At 41.5% G+C, this 16,909-nt stretch carries 18 protein-coding genes; 10 read left to right on the top strand and 8 right to left on the bottom strand.

Features of this window, described 5'->3' with window-relative positions; all coding sequences use genetic code 11:
• Window positions 1-3: 3 nt before the first annotated feature.
• From coaD to WKF66_RS08390, 3 genes are read right to left on the bottom strand one after another with little or no spacing between them, the layout of a single operon-like run.
• Complete coding sequence (gene coaD, locus WKF66_RS08400; protein ID WP_489673980.1) at window positions 4-468, bottom strand: pantetheine-phosphate adenylyltransferase; 465 nt, start codon at window positions 466-468, stop codon at window positions 4-6.
• Between the two features lie 13 nt (window positions 469-481).
• A complete protein-coding gene (locus tag WKF66_RS08395) occupies window positions 482-1,021 on the bottom strand; it encodes an RsmD family RNA methyltransferase (protein WP_489673979.1) in 540 nt (179 codons plus the stop codon).
• Entirely contained in the window at window positions 1,012-1,836 is an 825-nt protein-coding gene (locus WKF66_RS08390; protein ID WP_489673978.1) for a DUF3822 family protein, read from the bottom strand. Before WKF66_RS08390 ends, WKF66_RS08395 begins: the two co-directional genes overlap by 10 nt.
• 53 nt (window positions 1,837-1,889) lie before the next feature.
• Here WKF66_RS08390 and WKF66_RS08385 point away from each other — a divergent pair, with 53 nt between their 5' ends.
• Together WKF66_RS08385 and WKF66_RS08380 are read left to right on the top strand one after the other, a co-directional pair.
• Window positions 1,890-3,329: an ATP-dependent DNA helicase gene (locus WKF66_RS08385; RefSeq protein ID WP_489673977.1), complete on the top strand. Its 1,440-nt coding sequence runs from the start codon at window positions 1,890-1,892 to the stop codon at window positions 3,327-3,329.
• A gap of 10 nt (window positions 3,330-3,339) precedes the next feature.
• Window positions 3,340-4,026, top strand: a complete 687-nt coding sequence (locus WKF66_RS08380; RefSeq protein ID WP_489673976.1) for an MCP four helix bundle domain-containing protein — start codon at window positions 3,340-3,342, stop codon at window positions 4,024-4,026.
• Here WKF66_RS08380 and WKF66_RS08375 read toward each other — a convergent pair.
• Window positions 4,023-5,342 (bottom strand): sensor histidine kinase, encoded by a 1,320-nt coding sequence (locus tag WKF66_RS08375; RefSeq protein ID WP_489673975.1) that lies wholly within the window; start codon window positions 5,340-5,342, stop codon window positions 4,023-4,025. The two genes, WKF66_RS08380 and WKF66_RS08375, sit on opposite strands and share 4 nt — an antisense overlap.
• A gap of 71 nt (window positions 5,343-5,413) precedes the next feature.
• On the opposite strand from WKF66_RS08375, the gene WKF66_RS08370 reads away from it, so the two are divergent.
• Window positions 5,414-5,824 carry a GtrA family protein gene (locus WKF66_RS08370; protein WP_489673974.1) on the top strand — a complete coding sequence of 137 codons (411 nt, stop codon included), beginning with the start codon at window positions 5,414-5,416 and terminating at the stop codon, window positions 5,822-5,824.
• Window positions 5,825-5,827: 3 nt separating this feature from the next.
• Window positions 5,828-7,537 (top strand): ArnT family glycosyltransferase, encoded by a 1,710-nt coding sequence (locus WKF66_RS08365; protein ID WP_489673973.1) that lies wholly within the window; start codon window positions 5,828-5,830, stop codon window positions 7,535-7,537.
• A gap of 31 nt (window positions 7,538-7,568) precedes the next feature.
• On the opposite strand, the gene WKF66_RS08360 is transcribed toward WKF66_RS08365, so the two are convergent.
• The 3 genes from WKF66_RS08360 to WKF66_RS08350 are packed head-to-tail and all read right to left on the bottom strand — an operon-like array spanning window position 7,569 to window position 10,081.
• Window positions 7,569-7,865: a Dabb family protein gene (locus WKF66_RS08360; RefSeq protein WP_489673972.1), complete on the bottom strand. Its 297-nt coding sequence runs from the start codon at window positions 7,863-7,865 to the stop codon at window positions 7,569-7,571.
• Window positions 7,866-7,895: 30 nt separating this feature from the next.
• Entirely contained in the window at window positions 7,896-9,419 is a 1,524-nt protein-coding gene (locus WKF66_RS08355; RefSeq protein ID WP_489673971.1) for an outer membrane beta-barrel family protein, read from the bottom strand.
• Complete coding sequence (locus WKF66_RS08350; protein WP_489673970.1) at window positions 9,416-10,081, bottom strand: hypothetical protein; 666 nt, start codon at window positions 10,079-10,081, stop codon at window positions 9,416-9,418. Before WKF66_RS08350 ends, WKF66_RS08355 begins: the two co-directional genes overlap by 4 nt.
• Before the next feature lie 233 nt (window positions 10,082-10,314).
• Between WKF66_RS08350 and WKF66_RS08345 the strand changes: the two genes are divergently transcribed.
• Window positions 10,315-11,355, top strand: coding sequence for a sensor histidine kinase (locus WKF66_RS08345; RefSeq protein ID WP_489673969.1), 1,041 nt, complete (start codon window positions 10,315-10,317; stop codon window positions 11,353-11,355).
• A gap of 1 nt (window position 11,356) precedes the next feature.
• Entirely contained in the window at window positions 11,357-12,088 is a 732-nt protein-coding gene (locus tag WKF66_RS08340; protein WP_489673968.1) for a LytR/AlgR family response regulator transcription factor, read from the top strand.
• A gap of 70 nt (window positions 12,089-12,158) precedes the next feature.
• On the opposite strand, the gene WKF66_RS08335 is transcribed toward WKF66_RS08340, so the two are convergent.
• On the bottom strand, window positions 12,159-12,575 hold the full coding sequence (locus WKF66_RS08335) for a DUF4890 domain-containing protein (protein WP_489673967.1): 417 nt from the start codon (window positions 12,573-12,575) through the stop codon (window positions 12,159-12,161).
• A gap of 469 nt (window positions 12,576-13,044) precedes the next feature.
• Here WKF66_RS08335 and WKF66_RS08330 point away from each other — a divergent pair, with 469 nt between their 5' ends.
• From WKF66_RS08330 to WKF66_RS08315, 4 genes are read left to right on the top strand one after another with little or no spacing between them, the layout of a single operon-like run.
• Window positions 13,045-14,073 carry an AAA family ATPase gene (locus tag WKF66_RS08330; RefSeq protein WP_489673966.1) on the top strand — a complete coding sequence of 343 codons (1,029 nt, stop codon included), beginning with the start codon at window positions 13,045-13,047 and terminating at the stop codon, window positions 14,071-14,073.
• Between the two features lie 3 nt (window positions 14,074-14,076).
• Window positions 14,077-14,952 carry a DUF58 domain-containing protein gene (locus tag WKF66_RS08325; RefSeq protein ID WP_489673965.1) on the top strand — a complete coding sequence of 292 codons (876 nt, stop codon included), beginning with the start codon at window positions 14,077-14,079 and terminating at the stop codon, window positions 14,950-14,952.
• Window positions 14,953-14,954: 2 nt separating this feature from the next.
• Window positions 14,955-15,917 (top strand): BatD family protein, encoded by a 963-nt coding sequence (locus tag WKF66_RS08320; protein WP_489673964.1) that lies wholly within the window; start codon window positions 14,955-14,957, stop codon window positions 15,915-15,917.
• The gene (locus WKF66_RS08315; protein ID WP_489673963.1) at window positions 15,886-16,905 is read left to right on the top strand and encodes a vWA domain-containing protein; all 1,020 of its coding nucleotides are present in this window, start codon (window positions 15,886-15,888) and stop codon (window positions 16,903-16,905) included. Before WKF66_RS08320 ends, WKF66_RS08315 begins: the two co-directional genes overlap by 32 nt.
• The last annotated feature ends 4 nt before the right edge of the window (window positions 16,906-16,909 follow it).

Genomic DNA, 16,909 nt, shown 5'->3' with positions numbered 1-16,909 from the left:
AATTTATTTTATAAAGGGCACAGCTTCGACAGGAATAAACTTACTGACGTCACCGCCATGCTTTAAAATTTCGCGTACTATCGTCGAGCTGATCGCACCGTATTCAGGTCTGCTAAATAATAGAATGGTCTCAATGTCAGGCATCATGGTTTGGTTGATCTGGGCAATTGGTTTTTCATACTCAAAATCACCAACGGATCTTACGCCCCTGATGATAAAGGTCGCACCGTTTTGTTTGCAAAATGTAACCGTCAGTCCTTCGTAAAGTTGAACTTCCACCTTATCAATTCCAGCGAAAACCGCCTTAACAACGCCTTTTCTTTCTTCAGGACTAAAACACCCTTGCTTAGCGCTATTAATACCAATTCCAACTATAACCTTATCAAACAATGGTAACGCTCGTTTCAGAATGTCTGCATGAGCTATGGTTATAGGGTCAAAGGAACCTGGAAAAACTGCGATCTTCATAAGTACGGATATGCTAAATAATTTTTTCAAAGAAGCTAAAAGAAGAATTTCCGTATCGCCGTGTCTCTTTAAAACCGGGTTGTGCATTCAATTTCAATAGCGATGGATGTTCTACAATCAGTAAGCCGTTATCGGCCAGAAAACCGTTATTCATAACCAATTCCGGAATCTTAGGAATAGTTGGTAGATCATAAGGTGGATCAGCAAATATGATTTGATAACTTCTCTTAGGTAAAGCCAGGTATTTGAAAACGTCAGCTTTCTCCACAGTGATCTCCTTCAACTGATGTGTGTCAATCACGGATTTTACCCAATAAATGCAGCCAGAATGCTTGTCTACAGCAGTTACGCTTCTGATTCCCCTTGAAGCAAACTCGAAACTAATGTTTCCCGTCCCGCAGAATAGATCGAGTACATCACAACTGTCAAAATCGTACGTATTGTACAAGATATTGAACAATGCCTCTTTAGCCATGTCAGTAGTAGGACGCACCGGCAGACTTTCAGGAGCATTAAATCTTACGCCTTTTAAGCGACCTCCGATTATTCGCATAATTGCAAAGCTAATAAGCCACTATAATATTGATTAGGCATGTCATAAAGAATTGTGCCATTCAGCTTCTCTGCGTCAGGCTCTAAAAATTCTATTGCAGAAAAGTATCGCCCTATAACTTCGAACTTCTTATCCTCCTCGTGAATGATGCCACTTATATATACTTTAGTTGTCTGTGTATCAATGGTCAACTGTTTGATCATCAGTAATAAATAATAATTAAATTCTTCAGCGTCGGCTGTTTCATAGTAGTTCTCAAAAATCAACTTCCCATTATCCATAAGCAGTCCATTAAACGAACCAACAGTAAAATCTAATATAAGATGCTTGTTAGACTGCATACCGGATAAAGCAAAAAGAGGCGCCGTATGGTCATAGATCTTGCTAATTCCAAACCTGGTAATCAGCAGTTCTTCCATATCGTGATCGAGGTTAAAAATAGATGTGAACTTTTCTCCGCCTTGTAAATGCAATTGCTCGGACTGCCCGGGAATAAAAAATTTAGCATAAACATTTAGATTCCTGGCGTCTAGCAATTCATTAGGGATGGCAATCGTATTCCGGGTATAAACCGAAGCTTTTATAGTCTGGAAAGAGATGGACAGGTAAGGATCATTACTTAGAACATCAGAAAGCTCAGCGACCACATTTTTACTTTCCTGCTGGTCGTAAAGAACAACCAGGCGGTTTGCTGTTGTATCAATAATCGCATAAGAAAAGTTGTCTGTAGTAACTTTAATCAGCAAGTCACAATTGTGAGCCGAGTTCAAGTCAAATTCCGGATCAACTAATATTATGCTATTTTTGCTGTTCATATTCACAAACATATTCTTTTTTTTTAAAATCATCACCACCGCACATTTGATAAATGGATAAAGCCAGCTTAATCGCGCAATCATATCAATTTAGTCCTACCGAAGAGCAACTTGTTTTCTGCCAGGAAATGGCTACTTTCCTATCGCAACCACTGGATAAGCAATGTTTCATCTTGCGTGGTTATGCCGGAACCGGTAAAACCACCTCTGTTGGCGCTTTAGTTAAAGCGCTTCCCAGATTTGGATACCGGAGTGTGTTAATGGCTCCAACCGGTCGTGCGGCAAAAGTGATGAGTAATTATACCGGTCGGATGGCGCTAACAGTGCACAAAAGAATCTATCGTAAAAAATCCTCGGTCGCCACTGAAATGTCCTTCCAGCTTGCACCGAATCTTGCAGAATACACCCTGTTTATTGTGGATGAAGCCTCCATGATCGCCGATGAATGGAACCTTAAAACGGGATCCTCTTTTTTGAAAGACCTCATGCAATATGTTTATAACGGAAAAAATTGTGCAGTCGCTTTTGTCGGTGATACTGCTCAGCTGCCCCCCGTAGGAAGTTTAGACAGTCCGGCATTAAACGCAAGTTACATTGCGCAGCAGTTTGGCCTGGCCGTCAAAGCCGTCGAATTAAAAGAGGTAGTCCGACAAGAGAAAAAATCAGGCATTTTAGCAAATGCGACCATGCTTCGGAAGATTATTAACAAGGAACTAGAGGAGGATGAGAAGATTGAGCTTCCCAAGTTCCTCACGAAAACTTACAAGGATATCTTCAGAATGACCGGTTTGAAGTTCGTGGAAGGACTAGAATATGCGTACAGTAAGTTTGGTATAGAGAATGCACTGGTTGTTTGTCGCTCCAACAAGTCTGCCAACATCTACAACCAGCAGATCCGTTCCCGTTTACTATATCGCGATGAAGAGCTGACTGGCGGGGATCAGATCATGGTGGTAAAAAATAACTACTTCTGGCTCCCGGAAAATGAATCGGCGGCCTTTATAGCCAATGGCGATATGGCTCGAATCACAAGAGTAAGGGGTATTGAAGAACGTTATGGTCTTCGGTTTTGTGAGGTGAATCTGGAACTGATAGATTTTCCGGAAGCAGGAAATATCACTTGTAAGGTAATGCTCGACACGCTCACGTCGGAGTCCCCAAGCCTCAATTATGAACAAAACAATAAGTTGTTCGAAGACCTCAATCTGGATTACGACCATTTAAGCAATAAGAGAGAACGATTTGCCGCCATTAAAGAGGATCCATATTATAATGCCTTACAAATAAAATTTGCTTATGCGGTAACCTGCCATAAGGCTCAAGGCGGGCAATGGGACGCTGTATTTGTAGATCAGGGGTACCTTACAGATGAAATGGTAGATATGGATTTTATGCGTTGGCTATACACAGGGGTTACCCGTGCAAAGAAAGAGTTGTTTCTCGTCAATTTTTCCAGTAACTTATTCACCAGTGTAATGGAAGACGAGTATTAACAGAAGACTTATGAAGCTTGCATATGGAGTGAAGCAGAAAACAAAGATAGCAGCAATCTTATTGTGCATCTTGGCTTGTACGATGTCGATCAGAGCGCTCGAAGAAAGAAATATAAAAAGCTTGAACAGCTCGTTTTCCTCGGTTTATTCGGATAGACTGGTTCCTACGATACTCCTTTTTGATATCGCAGAACACCTTCACGCAAGAAGCGCTTTATTTAATATAGTAAGCTATGACGAAAGTGATGTACGGCTGCCGGCTGATTTCAATGTAAATATAGCTGCACATGATGCCGCCATCCGCGAGCTATTGACGAAGTATGAAAAAACTTATTTGGTAGAATCTGAAAAACAGCAATTGAGAAAGTTGAAAAGCTTACTGACCGAATACAAGTTGGTAGAGCATCAGATCGCACTATACACTCATCTTAAGGATACGTTATCTGCCAGGCGGATCCTGGATCTCAAGAGAAATACAACATTTGATGCTGCCTTTAAAAGCCTTAAAGCGTTAATGAATATACAGAACCAAGTAGGCGAGGAGTTGATAAAAGATTCAACCTTCATTATTTCCGATAGCAAGTTATATTCTGCTTTACAATCGGCACTGGCCGTAATTATTGGTGTTTTGATTGTGAATCTGGTGTTCGTGTCGAAAGTGACCATAAGGCCTACTGATAATTTTCATTTGAACTAACTTGCACGTGGCATTGATATGATAAATGTAGACCCTTTATTCTCTTCTGTTTCGAGAGTTAAAGTACCACCATGCTGTTCCACGATGTCTTTAGAGATGTGTAAACCTAAACCTAACGATTTCTCTCCATTTAACCCGGCCCTCCCTGCTTTAGAGAACTGATCAAACAGCAGATTTCTTAAATTCTCAGGGATGCCTATGCCATAGTCCTTAACGCTGATCAGGCAGTGTTGCTCAAATCTTGACACCTCTATTTCTATTGGAGTGTCATTATCCGAGAACTTGATACCATTACCTATCAGGTTATCGATAACCCGATTAAACTTCGCCGGGTTTAAAGGGGTGAATAAAACTGCTTCTGCACAGTTAAATTTAATCTTTCTGTTCTCTTGAGCGTTCATTTGCCAACTGGCGCAGATGCTGTTGATGTAATCAACCAAGTCAACGGTCTGAAGCTGATAAGGTGCCTTTTCCACTTGAATTACCTCTACAAGGTCGTTAATGATGTCTTTCGCCTGCCTTGCAGAACCTAAAATCAAATCAAGTTCTGTGTGCTCATTTTGTTGGTTCTCCTCAATGAGTATGCGGCTCAAAGCTTCAATATTATTAAGCGGATTTCTAAGATCATGTGCAACAAAGCCCAGTATCTCTCCTTTTTGCCTGTTAAGTTCCTGAACTTCTATATTCTTTTCTTCCAGCTGCCTCAGCTGTACAAAATGTTGCGACTTATAAAAATAACTATACCGGGAGCAGATGTAAAGCACAAATGCCATTAGGATAGAGGCTACCAGATTTAAAAACTGCTGTGCGGGCGTTAGGCTTGGAACGATCATCCCAACGGCAAATAGAAAGATGACAAACAGCGATAGCGAAATAATGTACTTAAACTCAAGGGCGAAAAAAAGACTGACCACAACTATACCGGTGAGAAACAAGGTAAGCGTGTTTTTCGCATTGTGCATCGAATAAACATAACTTAAAAAGAAGGTCACCGAAAGTAAGAATAACGTAAAAGCGAAGGTCAGCAGGTTTCTTTGTTGTGCGTTCCAGTTCTTATATTTTAGGGCTATTGAACTCAATATAATAAAGCTGGAAGATCCGATCAGCTGTATTAAGTTGCTCAGATTGTATTCCATGATGTTTGGAACGGTGATAATATTAGCATACTGCAGATGGGCAAGGAACCTGATGAAAGAAGCGAGAATAAACAGCGCGGTACTCAACAGTCGGACTTGCCTAACGTTTATATAGCTGTATGCATCCTTAAAATCTAAGGAGTAGTTAACTGGCGTTTTATAATTGAGAAGGTTAAGCAATCCAGGGATTTTAAACACAATATTACACAAAAGGAATCTTTTATTATCTTATTTTTGGCAAAAGATTTTCTATGACCCATATCGCCGCAATCGAATTCAATAAAGCCTTTATTCTAAAGTTTATAAAGTTTGGTGTAGTCGGTTTTTCGGGGATGATTGTTGATTTTGGAATCACCTTCCTTTTTAAAGAAAAGCTAAAGATTCATAAGTATGTTGCTAACTCTCTGGGTTTTATTGTCGCAACAGGTACAAATTATAGCTTAAATAGGCTCTGGACCTTTAACAATCATGATCCCAATACGGCAATGCAGTTCGGGAAATTTTTTGTGATCTCTTTGATAGGACTTGCAATGAGTAATGGCATCATTTATCTATTCCATGAAAAGCTGAAGTGGAACTTCTATTTTGCAAAAGCTTTCGCAATTGGCCTGGTTTCTTTATGGAATTTTTTCGCAAACTATCTCTACACCTTTACAGGATAAAGGATGTTGAAAAAAGTCAAAACCGCTAAGCAGTTACTTCCTATATTCCTTGCGCTCTGGGCCATCATGAACCTGATACAGGCCTTTTTTATGGATCTGCATCCCGATGAGGCTTACTACTGGCTGTATTCGAAGTTTCTAGCCTGGGGATATTTCGACCATCCGCCAATGGTGGCTTTATTTATAAAAATAGGCGACACCCTCAGTCATACACCGTTGGGTCTCCGGCTGGTTACGATAATTAGTACCACAACCGCATTTTACCTGCTTTGGAAGGTAGTTAGCGCCTATACGCAGCACATCACACTATATATTCTTCTCGCCGGTTCTATTGTTTTATTCCATGTTTATGGATTTGTAACCACTCCGGATGCTCCGCTCTTCTTCTTCACCGCGCTGTTCTTTTATGTATATCAGCGATACCTTAAAGAAGATAGCTACCTAATGGCCTCTATTTTAGCCCTTGTGGTTGCCTGCCTGCTCTACAGTAAGTATCACGCCATTCTTATACTATTCTTTACTATCCTATCTAACTTTAAGTTATTCAAAAGGCCTTCTTTCTGGGTGATCATCGTCTTTGCGATCACTGCCTTTCTGCCGCACCTCTGGTGGCAGTTTCAGAATAATTACCCTTCTTTCTATTATCATATCATAGATCGGTCAGCAGAAGCCTATCGTTTTGAGTTCACTTACCAGTACCTTTTCGGACAGCTGGCTCTGGCCGGACCATTAGTTGGCTGGTTCTTATACCAAAGTGCTTCCAGGTACAAATCTGAGGATTACTTTACTAAAGCACTGCTCTTTAATTTTTACGGAATCTTTATCTTCTTTTTCTTAAGCACATTCAAAGGAAGGGTAGAAGCCCACTGGACGCTACCAGGGATGATCTGCCTGATGCTACTTGCTTACCTGCAATTGGCAAAAAAAGGAGTTCCAGGGTGGTTTACAAAAGTCGCCATTCTCAACATATTCATCATCCTGATCATCAGAATCATCATGATCGTACCTATTCCAATCCTAATGAAGAATAAGTTGGTCAAGAGTTATTTCGGTAATAAGGAATGGGCATTGGAGATCCAAAAGTTCTCAGGTAACAGTCCTGTATTATTCGAAGACTCCTTTCAGCTCGCCTCCAAGTATAATTATTATACCAACAGCACCAAAGGGTTCGCATACAACTCCAGAAATTACAGGAAAAATCAATATGATATTTGGCCACTTGACGATCAATTCAGGAATCGTCAGGCCTACTATCTGATGCTTCAGCCAGATCCGACTAAAAAACTCGATACCATGTTTACCAACAAGGGAATTGTGTTTGGTACCGGGATCAACCACGTCAGGATGTACCAGCGTGTAAACATAGCATCAGTAGCAGCTATAGGAATACTCAAGCCCGGAACTGTTGTCCAATTGAAACTGAAGATCACAAACCCATATCCCGATACCATCACCCTTGGGAACAAAAATCAGATATGGAAGTGTTTCCTTGAATATGGTTATAAGGTGAACAACAAACTCATCCACCCTATGATCGCTGTGACTGCGAATTTAGAAGGCACTATAATCCCTCAAGGACAATCTGTTGTCGTTCCTGCAACAATTATCTCGCCGGAAAAGGCTGGCAAGTACAAGCTCGAATTCTCAGTAAGAACAGAGCCTTTCATTGGCAGTAGAAACAGCAGCCGCATCAGTGTAGAAGTTGCTCCGTAAAACAGCTAATTAACCCATGCGGCCTTTCAAACTATTGTGCGTCGTAGATAACAACTTTTTCAAACAGCTCGCGAAATTGGTCTAAAAATGCCGTGTGTAACTCATGAACCTGGTATACATCATGACCTTCCATGCCTTCGAAAAAGATAATCAGTGAAAATGTATAGGTAACGTCAACCACCGCACGGTCAATAGCTGCGGGAGTTCCAATGTGGAACGTTTTAACGGTTTCTATATTTTCAAGTGATTCCAGGCCTTTTTTAAAAGCGGCGATTTGATCTTCTGTAGTTTCGGCTTTCAACCAAAATAAAACGTGATGAGCTAACATAGTTATCGATTTTCAGCAAATATATAATTATTACTGCATCCGGCCTCTCTCGTCTTCGGAAGCATTGTTCTGGTGTTTACTCTTTCTAGCGAAGCTGTCGCTGCCAAACCGATAGGTAAAAGCAAGTCCAACCCGCTGTGTATCCGTTCGGGTCGTCTGGAAGTACTGCGCATTTCCCAGGCCAACAGAACCATTGTTATACACCCATGAATTAAATATGTCGTCAAAATTGAGGCGGATGCTTGCCTTATCATTCCATATCTTCTTCTGGATCCCTGCATTCACGCGGTACATACCTGAAGTAAACGTTTGTCCGTTATAGTCCCTGCTGGCATAATAGCCACCTGCTTCAGCAGCCCAACCACCCTTAAAATTAAACTGGTTATTTAAGTTAAACCTCGCTATGTAGGTGCTGAAATGAATGATCGACTGCGTGGTTTTGCCTTTTAATCCTATGTTAGAAAGCTGGATGTCACTGTTTGCAGTCCACCATTCTGTAACAGGAACATTCAAGCCTGTATTAAACAGTATCATATACCCCTGTCCAATGTTATCCTGCTTGGTATAGAATATGTCGTCGATAACAGTGGTTGTTGGTAGGATCACATCAATAAAATGGTTGTAACTCACCCCAAACCTCAACCAGCGCTGATGTTGGTATTTAAGCTCATAGCGGTATTGTGCCTGCGCTCTAAGCATCGGATTGCCTACTGTATAAGAATATTTGTCCCTGAAAAACACAAAGGGATTCAGATTTTGATAGTTCGGCCTGTTGATCCGCCTGCTTAGCACAAGACTAAGGGACCTCGTATTGGTGCTGTCAAGCTTATACATAAAAGCAACTCCAGGGAAAAACTGCGTGTAACTCCTGCTAAAGTTGCTTTCGGCGACGTCTGCGTTCCCAAATTGCTTGCCCGACGCGTTCGTGTTCTCCACTCGCAAACCCACTTGAACGCTCCATGCCTTCCAGGCCTTCTGACCATTCAAATAAGCAGCATTAATGTTTTCTGTATAGTTGAAATCGTTTGACCTTGTATTATCCAACAAAGGAGCGGAGCCGTTCAATAGGTAATAGTTCGCTATATTGTTGTTGTTGACTAAGCTACTTTTAAATCCTGCCTCCAACTTCGCTTTGTTTTTTAGGGGATGTACATAATCTCCCTTTACTGTGTAGATTCTACTATCAGAAGGTAAAAGGTATAAAAATTGATCGTTGGTATTTTGATCGCCATCACCATTGTACCTTAAGTAGCTGGCATCGAACGACAACTCTTTTCCGCTCTTTCCAAAATTATGAGCAAGATTAAGGTTGAGCCCAACGTTTGTTCTGTCGTCTAAAGAGCGTGTATTTCCAGCGCTTAAGCTGTCAAGCTGATCGCCAGCATTGAAGGACTTACTGTCATAATCCAGCAGAACATTCCGTTTATAGGTACTTAAACTAACTTGCATGCCGACCGTCGTAAAAGTGGTTAGAGCGTAATCAACTCCCAAGCTTCCATTTAACCCTTCAGCTGCGGACTGTTGATCATTCAGCAAGATAATCCTGCTGGTCAATTGTTCCTTTTCGCTGTAAAAGTTACGGTTGTAGTATCCAAAGAGAAACCCTTATCTCTGCTGTAACCGAGATTGCTGAAAACGTTCAGTTTTTTGCGGTTGTAATTTAAATTCAATGAGTGGTTGCTTCTACCCAACTGTCCCTGACTGTAGGCTGTAGCCAAGTTTCCGATGACACCAGCTGTCCTGTCTTTTTTCAGCTTAATATTTATGATCCCATTGCCTGCAGCATCATATTTTGAAGAAGGATTATCTATCAGCTCTATTTTATCGAGGCTGCTCCCCGGCAAGGATTTCAAGTAATTAGTGAGATCAGAGGCCGACATATACGTTTGCCTGCCGTCAATAAGCACCATGACCCCAGCTCTTCCATTTAAACTAATCACACCGTTCGCATCTATAATTACGCCAGGCGTTTTTTCCAGGACCTCCATCGTGTTGCTACTCGAACTACTGATCATAGACCCTACATTTACAATCGTTTTATCAATCTCCATTTGTATCAAAGGTTTCTTCCCTTTGATAGTTACTTCATTCAGTTTGATGTCTTTCGTTTCCTTTTGAAGGGAGTCTTTAAGAGCGGAGGTTTTCGTTGGGGGCTTTTGCGCAAAAGCAATAGTTGTGGTAAGCAATGCGAAGAGGAACGTAGTATACATTTTCATTTGATTGTTGTTTTACAATTCAAATGTTGTCTTAATCGCTTATTGCCGAGAATATAAATGTTGTACCTTAGGAAGGCGATGATAGAAGTGTCTTTATCGGTGACCAACGAACTGATCCCCGTTTAACAGGGGTTCGTCACTAATAGCTTATCATTTGACCTTTATTATTTCTGTCTTCTGAAAACTTGTGCAGCTTTGTAGCCATGGTTCAATTAATTTATAGTACTGTTTAAATGAAACTCTTCAGCAAAGGATCAGCTAATAGTTTCTTCGGAAACAACCTCTATTTCATACTTGCCTGCCTTAGCGGCATCCCCATATTCATTGCTATACATCCCTATGTAGAGTCCATTTCAATAAATGACGATGAATCTGTTTCTTTTGCTGCCACTGTTTTTTTCATATTGGGCGTCTTTAGTGGGAGGTACATCTCCCAGGTGTGGTCGGCCAAGTTAACCAAGCTCCCTATTCCTTTGATGTTTTTCCTCGCGGTTTTGATCACAAGTTCAGTTGGTTGGCTTTTTTTTCATGCAGACTTCCCGTTACAAGGCCGCGCCGCTATTAACCTGATCTTGTTTTGGATACCCTTCATTTTGGTCAGCATTGCACTGGGTGTCATGATCAAGGTCGTTCATGCAGTCACACAAAATCAACTGATCGAAGCGCAAAGCGATGCAGCGCATAGCAAGAGCGAGCTTAATCTTCTACAATCGCAGTTAAGCCCTCATTTTCTGTTCAATACGCTCAATAACTTATATGGCCTTTCCATCTCTGATCACGAGAAAATTCCTCAACTGTTATTAAAGCTCTCAGAATTGTTAAGATATTCGGTATATGATGCAACTGAGGTGTATGTCCCCCTAAAAAATGAGATGTCGTACATCAGGAACTATATTGACTTTGAAAAGATTAGAATAGGAGATAGGCTGCTGCTTACTACAGAGATCGAGGAAATGTTGGATCCGGAAATTAAAATAGCGCCCATGCTGCTGATTGTGTTCATAGAAAATGCTTTTAAGCATTCCAAAAATACCGCTTCTCCAGAGATATTTGTGGACCTAAAATTAAGGATATGGGGCAACTCAATTTTGTTCCTTATTAAGAACAGTTTTGGAATAGAAAAGGAAGAGAACAGTATATTGGGTAAAAGTGGCGGTATCGGATTGGCAAACGTGACTAAGCGGTTGGAACTGCTCTATCCAAACGCACATGAGCTTATTGTGAAAAGTGACGAACGTTTTTATTCAGTAGAACTGCGCTTAAATATCAGATAATATGACTGCATTGAACTGCCTAATCGTAGATGATGAACCTATCGCAAGAGATATCATTAACAGCTATTGTGCGCATTTAACTAACTTGAAGGTCATCGCATCCTGCGGAAACGCACTTGAAGCTAAAGCGATTCTCCAAAATCAACACATTGATATTTTGTTTCTGGATATTAATATGCCAGTAATTGACGGGGTATCTTTTGCAAAGACCTTGAAAAACAAACCGCAGATCATTTTTAGCACAGCCTATAAGGAATATGCAACCGACGCTTTTGACCTGGAAGCATGCGACTACCTTCTAAAGCCCTTTTCGTTCGACCGTTTCATGATCGCGGTGGACAAAGCGATTGCCCGGTTAAAGCCAGGAATGGCAATTGACAATTCTGGCCTAACTTCCGGAGCGCCCGATCAAAAGGAGGATTACCTATTTATAAAGACCGATGGAAAAATTTTCAAGGTATTATTTGATGAATTAAAGTACGCAGAGGCGCAAGGTAACTATACAAGGATCGTCACTCAAACGACTACTTTGATGCCTAAAATGCCTTTTTCCAGTTTTGAAGAACTGTTGCCCTCTAGTCGCTTTATTAGAATTCACAGATCCTTTATGATCAACAAATCGAAAATAAGTCACATTGAAGGCAACAGGGTGTTTATTGGCGAGGCCGAACTTCCAATAGGAAATAACTACAGGGAGCTGTTGTTGAAAGAGTTAGGGTTTAATAAAGCATAAGTTCAAAAGGGGCGACAAGTTCTCCTGCCGCCCATTAAATCAATTGTGTTATCCCTAAGACACGCTTAGTTTAAACCTTATCTGACTTTGGTACACGAGTACCTTTTTCGCCTTTTTGTTTTCCAGCATGGTCTTTCATGCCTTGTTTGCGTTTCTCTTTCCATTCTTTGTAAGATGCACGTTGTTTTTCATCAAGAACGTTGTTGATTTTGGTATCTCTCTCTTCCATAGCTGCTTTCATAGCAGTTCTGTCCCTGTTCTCACCTTTAACGTGTTTCGCTTTAACCTTTTTTGAATCTTCAAGGTTTAGCGCATAGATCTTAGATTTCTGGTCCGCCGTTAACGATAACTTTTTATCCAGTACGTCTGTTGCTCGTTGAGCACGTTCTTCAGGGGACTTCTGAACTCTCTTAGAGTCTGTTGTTTGTGACATTGCTACCGTACCCATGCTGATGAGTAGTATAGCGCTTAGAATGAACTTTTTCATAGGATTTCCGTTGTGTTTAGTGAATAGATCGAATCGGCAGACAATAGTTTAATCCTTAAATGTTAAGAAATGTTAAAGGAAGTTAAGGAGTTCGACCGTTTATACTTCAGGGGAACTTAGACTGGGTGCTGGACTGCCTAAGGGCAGGGTTTGACGTAGGGCGAAGGTTAATCGTATTTAACCAGGACTTAACAGGGTGTTGACAGGGGCAACCTCCCTGTTAGGTCCCTGTTATCTCCCTGTCGGATACAACTAAATCCGGTCTTTAACAGCTATGCGTTGGCTATTGCTCGGGTTACTTTGTCGTTAAAGTTAACAATTTAATCGCATATTCTATTATGCTCCATTTAACCGTTGAAATCCTAACATACCAGGGTCGGTTTAACATATTTTAACACAAAACACTTGATTTAAAACTTGCAGGAAGTCTAACGTTTGTCTAATTTTCGCAGCGAAAAAATCGGTCTAAATGGAAGCGTTAAATACAAATACAGACAATTCAAACTATGGCACAGATCTGCGTGCCTTGAATGAAATGATACAGAAAGAGAGCACCTTCATTGATCTCCTTTTTAATGAAATGGATAAGGTTATTGTTGGCCAGCGGTACATGGTAGAACGTCTGATGATTGGTCTTCTGGCTGATGGTCATATACTTTTAGAAGGTGTTCCTGGATTAGCGAAGACATTAGCCATCAATACTTTGTCGAAATGTATCGATGCTGGTTTCAGCAGAATTCAGTTTACTCCAGACCTTCTTCCTGCCGATTTATTAGGTACAATGATCTATAACCAGAAAAAGGAAGAGTTTATTGTAAGGAAGGGTCCTTTGTTCTCTAACTTCATCCTAGCTGATGAGATCAATAGAGCGCCAGCAAAGGTACAAAGTGCTTTATTAGAAGCAATGCAAGAACGTCAGGTAACTATCGGCGACAACACTTTTCCGCTTCCGACCCCATTTTTAGTACTTGCTACACAAAACCCGATTGAACAAGAAGGAACGTACCCGCTTCCTGAGGCGCAGGTCGACAGGTTCATGTTGAAGGTGGTGATTGGCTATCCTAAGAAAGAAGATGAGAAGCAGATCATGCGTGCAAACATAGCCCCTCAGGGCATGCCTAAGCCATCAAAAATTCTTCATCCAGACGATATCATCCGGGCAAGAAAAGTGGTGAGAGAGGTATATATGGACGAGAAAATTGAGCAGTATATCATCGACATCGTGTTTGCTACACGTTTTCCGGAGCAGTATAAGCTTGCAGATTACAAGAATCTGATCAGCTTCGGTGCATCGCCCCGCGCAAGTATTAACCTTGCCCTGGCAGCTAAAGCATACGCTTTTATTAAAAGAAGGGGATATGTGATCCCGGAAGATGTGAGGGCGATCTGTCATGATGTGCTAAGACACCGCATAGGCCTGACTTATGAAGCCGAAGCGGAAAATGTAACCTCGGAGAATATCATCACAGGAATATTAAATGCAGTTGAAGTACCATAATTTATGGATACCAAAGATCTCTTAAAAAAGGTTAGAAAGATCGAGATAAAATCCCGTGGATTGAGTAACCAGATCTTCTCTGGGGAGTACCAATCTGCTTTCAAAGGACGTGGCATGGCCTTTTCTGAGGTTCGGGAATACCAGGTTGGCGATGAGATCCGAACCATCGACTGGAATGTCACTGCCCGTTTTAACCACCCTTACGTTAAGGTTTTCGACGAAGAACGGGAAATGACTGTCATGCTGCTGGTCGATGTCAGCGGGTCAAAGAACTTTGGTACGCAGACGCAACTTAAGCAGGAGTTGGCTACGGAGATCTGTGCAGTACTTGCCTTTTCAGCGATTCAAAATAACGATAAAGTCGGCGTTCTTTTTTTCAGCGACCAGGTAGAAAAGTTTATACCTCCAAAGAAGGGAAGGAGTCATATCTTGATGATCATCAGAGAGCTGATTAATTTCGAGCCTAAACAAAAGGGTACGAACGTTGCAGAAGCGCTTAGGTTTTTTACTGGAGCGATCAAAAAACGATGTACCTCATTTTTAATATCAGATTTCATGAGCAGCAGCTTTGAGAATGAGCTGAAGATTGCCAATAGAAAACATGATCTGGTGGCATTGAGGCTGTTTGATTTACACGAAGAAGAGTTTCCGAACCTCGGACTTATCCCTGTAAAGGATGAAGAAACCGGTCAGGTAGCCTGGATAAACACAAGTGATAAAGAAGTGCGATTTGAATTTAAGCGCGCGGCTTTAGAACGGAATGGTAGGCTAGAGGATTTGTTTAAAAGATCTGGTGTTGATTTTACCAAAATAGGTACCCATCAATCTTATATAAAACCGTTAATGACATTGTTTAAAAAGCGAGGAGCAAAGAGGTAAGTATGAAAGGACATATTAACTGGTGTTTACTGCTGTGCTTAACGGCATTTAGTTTTTCGGCTAAGGCACAGGATGTTAGGGTTTCATCTAAGCTTGATAAAGCGACTATCCTACTAGGAGATCAGACGATATTGCGACTAACCGCGGATCTGCCGGTAAACGGAAAGGTAAGCTTTCCGATCGTTGGGGATACGCTTTCTTCAAAGGTACAGGTGGTCAGTGCTGGGAAATTGGACACCTTAAAGGATCAATCTGGAAGGTGGACCATCAGTCAGGCATATACCATTACCGCTTTTGATGCGGGGGTGCAGATCATTCCCTCCTTTACCTTTACTTCAAACGGTGCAGCGGTTAAAACCGATCCGATAACACTGCAGGTGCAGGCCGTAAAGGTGGATACCACAAAGGCAATTTACGACATCAAGCAGCCTTTAGCTGTGAAGTACAGCTTTATGGATTGGCTTCGGGACAATTCTGTTAAGGTTTTGTTAGGACTACTGCTGATTATTATTTTGATTGGGGTATGGTTTTATTTCAAGAAGAGAAAGAAGCCAGAGCCGGTTGTTATAGCCGTAAAGCCCGTTATCCCTCCGGATGTGCAGGCCTTAAATAAGCTAACGGCTTTACGTGATAAAAAGCTTTTGGAGCAAGACGAAGTAAAGCAATATCACAGCGAACTTACTGATATCATCAGAGAATTTCTGGAGAAAAGGTATAAGATCAGAGCAATGGAGCAGACTTCTGATGAGATCTTCTCTGGAATACGACACCTGGAGATTACTGAAGAAAACAAGAACAGGTTGAGACAGATGCTGATGCTTGCCGATTTGGTCAAGTTTGCTAAACAAAAGCCTTTAAACAGTGACAATAACCTCAGTATGGATAATGCAATAGGCTTTGTAAGTGCCTCAGCAGAAGTGAATCCATTCCCTAATGATGCAGCAAAGAGAGATGGACTTATTTAAAGGAATTGAATTTGCAAACCCGGGCTTCTTTTGGCTTCTGGTTTTTCTTCCCTTGATGATCGGCTGGTATATCTGGAAGAATAAGACGTTACAAGGTACATTGAGGATGTCGACCGTGACTGGTTTTACGAAAGTTAAGTCAAGTTATGGTGTTTTGAGGCACTATGGAATTGTGTTCAGAGTATTGGCAACGCTGTTTTTGGTGATTGCAATGGCTAGACCTCAGTCGGCCTTAAGTTGGCAGAACTCTACCACCGAAGGTATAGACATTGTGATTGCAACTGATATTTCTGGAAGTATGCTGGCGGAGGATTTGAAGCCTAACCGTCTAGAGGCAAGTAAAAACATCGCGATAGATTTTATAAAAGACAGGCCGGATGACAGGATCGGATTGGTGATCTTTAGTGGAGAGAGCTTTACGCAATGTCCGCTTACTATTGATCATGATGTGCTGATCAACCTTTTCAAAGATGTAAACAACGGGATGATCGAAGATGGAACGGCGATTGGAATGGGACTTGCAACCGCGGTTAACCGGTTGAAAGATAGTGAAGCGAAGAGTAAAGTGGTTATACTACTTACTGATGGATCCAACACAGGAGGCTCGATCCCTCCGTTGACGGCGGCTGAGATTGCAAACAAGATGAAGATCCGTGTGTACACGGTAGGTGTGGGGACGAAGGGCATGGCGCCTTATCCGGTGCCTACGAGCCAAGGGATCCAGTATCAGCAGGTGCCGGTGACCATTGACGAAACAACATTGACCGGAATAGCAAAGGCTACCGGCGGTAAATACTTCCGGGCAACCAACAACGAGAAGCTTAAAGAGATTTATCAGCAGATTGATAAGCTTGAAAAAGCGAAGATCGCTGTTACAGAATACCACAAAAAGACCGAGCGTTTCTTGCCTTTTGTGCTAATTGCATTGCTGCTTCTACTGATAGAATTCGCATTGAGAAACACCATATTTAAAGGAGCCTTAAGTTAGTATT

Origin of the sequence: Pedobacter sp. (assembly GCF_037719805.1) — a bacterium.
In the GTDB taxonomy this organism is placed as follows: domain Bacteria; phylum Bacteroidota; class Bacteroidia; order Sphingobacteriales; family Sphingobacteriaceae; genus Pedobacter.
Note: the sequence above shows the minus strand (reverse complement) of the source record. Positions and strands in the feature narration are given on the sequence as shown.